The sequence below is a fragment of the Pleomorphochaeta sp. DL1XJH-081 genome (assembly GCF_049310885.1).
Lineage (GTDB): Bacteria > Spirochaetota > Spirochaetia > Sphaerochaetales > Sphaerochaetaceae > CAYZJV01.
Map to the genome: position 1 here is coordinate 1,869 of NZ_JBMDYO010000017.1, position 3,228 is coordinate 5,096.

Annotated in this window: 2 rRNA genes; both read left to right on the plus strand. The window is 55.8% G+C overall.

The window, feature by feature from the left end:
- Window positions 1-42 precede the first annotated feature (42 nt).
- Window positions 43-3,025, plus strand: a 23S ribosomal RNA gene (locus tag ACODJP_RS13675).
- A gap of 83 nt (window positions 3,026-3,108) precedes the next feature.
- A 5S ribosomal RNA gene (gene rrf, locus ACODJP_RS13680) occupies window positions 3,109-3,220 on the plus strand.
- Window positions 3,221-3,228 lie beyond the last annotated feature (8 nt).

A 3,228-nucleotide genomic window follows, 5' to 3' on the forward strand; every position in this document is an offset into this window, starting at 1 on the left:
GTTTTTTTAACATAAATAGCGAAGGGATCGACAGAATAATATGGTCAAGCGAATAAGGGTCCACGGAGGATGCCTAGGAGCTGCCAGGCGAAGAAGGACGTGATTAGCTGCGAAAAGCCGGGGGGAGGAGCCAATATCCCTTGATCCCCGGATATCCGAATGGGGTAACCCAGCGGTCTAGATGACCGTTATCCGTACACGAACACATACTGTACGGAGGGCAGACGCGGGGAACTGAACCATCTAAGTACCCGCAGGAAGAGAAATCAAACGAGATTCCCCTAGTAGCGGCGAGCGAAGGGGGAAGAGCCCAAACCGGGGGTGTGCAAGCGGCCACGCGTTGCATCTCCGGGGTTGAGAGTACGTGCTGGAGGGGTGTGGCTATCCCTCGCGCAGTGAGAAAGTCCAAGGTGAGCGGAACGGATTGGGAAATCCGGCCAGAGCGGGTGAAAGCCCCGTACGCGAAGCGTTGGGCCTGCGTGGGCACGGAACTAGAGTACGGCGGGACACGTGAAATCCTGTTGGAAGCAGGGGGGACCACCCTCCAAGGCTAAATACTCGGCAGCTACCGATAGCGCATAGTACCGTGAGGGAAAGGTGAAAAGGACCCCGGGAGGGGAGTGAAAGAGAACCTGAAACCGTGGACTTACAAGCGGTCAAAGCCGGGGGTAACCCTGGTGATGGCGTGCCTTTTGTAGAATGAGCCTGCGAGTTACCGTACGCAGCGAGGTTAAGGGATAGGAGTCCCGGAGCCGTAGGGAAACCGAGTCTGAATAGGGCGACAGTTGCGTGCGGTAGACCCGAAGCCAAGTGATCTATCCATGTCCAGGCTGAAACCTGAGTAAAATCAGGTGGAGGGCCGAACCTAAATCCGCTGAAAAGGGTTGGGATGAGGTGTGGATCGGAGTGAAAGGCTAAACAAACTTGGAGATAGCTGGCACTCCCCGAAATAGCTTTAGGGCTAGCCTCGCGCTGATTGTTACGGAGGTAGAGCACTGAATGGATGCGGGCCCTTCACCGGGTACCAAGTTCAATCAAACTCCGAATGCCGTAACACAATACGCGGGAGTCAGACTGCGACTGATAAGGGCCGTAGTCAAGAGGGAAACAGCCCAGACCGTCGGCTAAGGTCCCCAAGATACGCCAAGTGGGAAAGGAAGTCCGATTGCGAAGACAGCCAGGAGGTTGGCTTAGAAGCAGCCATACCTTCAAAGAGTGCGTAACAGCTCACTGGTCGAGTAGTCGGGCGCCGATAATGTAACGGGGCTAAGCGTATCACCGAAGCCACGGCATAGCGTGTTTTAGACATGCTGTGGGTAGGGGAGCATTCCGTGTACGGAAGAAGGTGCGGCGAGAGCCGTGCTGGACGGGACGGAAGAGAGAATGCAGGCATGAGTAACGAAAAGACGGGTGAGATCCCCGTCCGCCGAAAGCCTAAGGTTTCCAGGGTAAAGGCAATCTTCCCAAGGGTTAGTCGGCCCCTAAGGCGAGGCTGAAAAGCGTAGTCGATGGGAAACGGGTCAACATTCCCGTACCTCTCCGTGTTTCGATGGAACGAAGCATAGGGTGAAGCGCGGCCGGGCGACGGTAGTCCCGGTCCAAGCGTCGAGCTGATGAGGCTGCCAGGTAAATCCGGTAGCTGAGGTGAGGCGTGAATGCGAGCGATGCTACGGCAAAGCGAAGCGCGTGGAGTCGTCGTGCCGAGAAATAGTTTCTCAGGCAAGGCACGGAGGGACCGTACCGCAAACCGACACAGGTAGGCGAGCTGAATATGCTCAGGCGCACGGAAGAATTCGCGTTAAGGAACTCGGCAAAATGCATACGTAACTTCGGGAGAAGTATGGCCGCTGGGGGTGCAAGTTCCCGGCGGTTGCAGAGAAACGGCCCAAGCGACTGTTTACCAAAAACACAGGTCCATGCGAACCAGCGATGGGAAGTATATGGACTGACACCTGCCCGGTGCTGGAAGGTTAAGAGGAGTCGTCAGCGTAAGCGAAGCGGTGAATTGAAGCCCCAGTAAACGGCGGCCGTAACTATAACGGTCCTAAGGTAGCGAAATTCCTTGTCGGGTAAGTTCCGACCCGCACGAATGGTGTAACGATTTGGGCGCTGTCTCAACGCGAAATCCGGTGAAATTGAAGTACCGGTGAAGATGCCGGTCACTTGTGGTTAGACGGAAAGACCCCGTGAACCTTTACTTCAGCTTGGCACGGAAACTTGGACCAGGATGTGTAGGATAGGTGGGAGGCGCTGATGCGTGGCCGTCAGGTTGCGCGGAGCCGTTGGTGAAATACCACCCTTTCTTGTTCAATTTTCTAACGCTGCCCGTGAAGCCGGGTGGCGGACACTGCCAGGTGGGAAGTTTGACTGGGGCGGTCGCCTCCTAAAGAGTAACGGAGGCGCGCGATGGTCACCTTAGGGCGGTTGGGAATCGTCTGTCAAGTGTAAAGGCACAAGGTGGCCTGACTGCGAGACATACAAGTCGAGCAGGTACGAAAGTAGGTCTTAGTGATCTGGCGGTAGCGAGTGGAAGCGCCGTCACTTAACGGATAAAAGGTACTCCGGGGATAACAGGCTGATTTTGCCCAAGAGTTCATATCGACGGCAAAGTTTGGCACCTCGATGTCGGCTCATCGCATCCTGGGGCTGGAGCAGGTCCCAAGGGTTTGGCTGTTCGCCAATTAAAGCGGTACGCGAGCTGGGTTCAGAACGTCGTGAGACAGTTCGGTCCCTATCTGCCACAAGCGTTGGATGTTTGAGGGGTTCTGCTTCTAGTACGAGAGGACCGATGTGGACGAACCTCTGGTGTACCAGTTGTCGTGCCAACGGCAGTTGCTGGGTAGCTACGTTCGGAAGGGATAACCGCTGAAAGCATCTAAGTGGGAAACCCTCCTCAAGATGAGACATCCCTAGCTCTTTAAGAGCTCTAAAGGAACCAGGGAGATGACCTGGTCGATAGGCTGGAGGTCTAAGCATGGTAACATGTTCAGCCGACCAGTACTAATCAGCCGTGAGGCTTGACCATATTGTTGTGTCGATCCCGATCTTTTCGGATACGGCCTCTCCGTCCGTCTCGCGCCTCGCGCGGGGACGACACGAGAGTCCTGGTCCGGTGGCCATAGCGGAGGTGCCATACCCGTTCCCATCCCGAACACGGAAGTCAAGCCCTCCCACGCCGATGGTACTGCGTTCGTCGCGGGAGAGTAGGTAGCTGCCGGACCTTTTTTT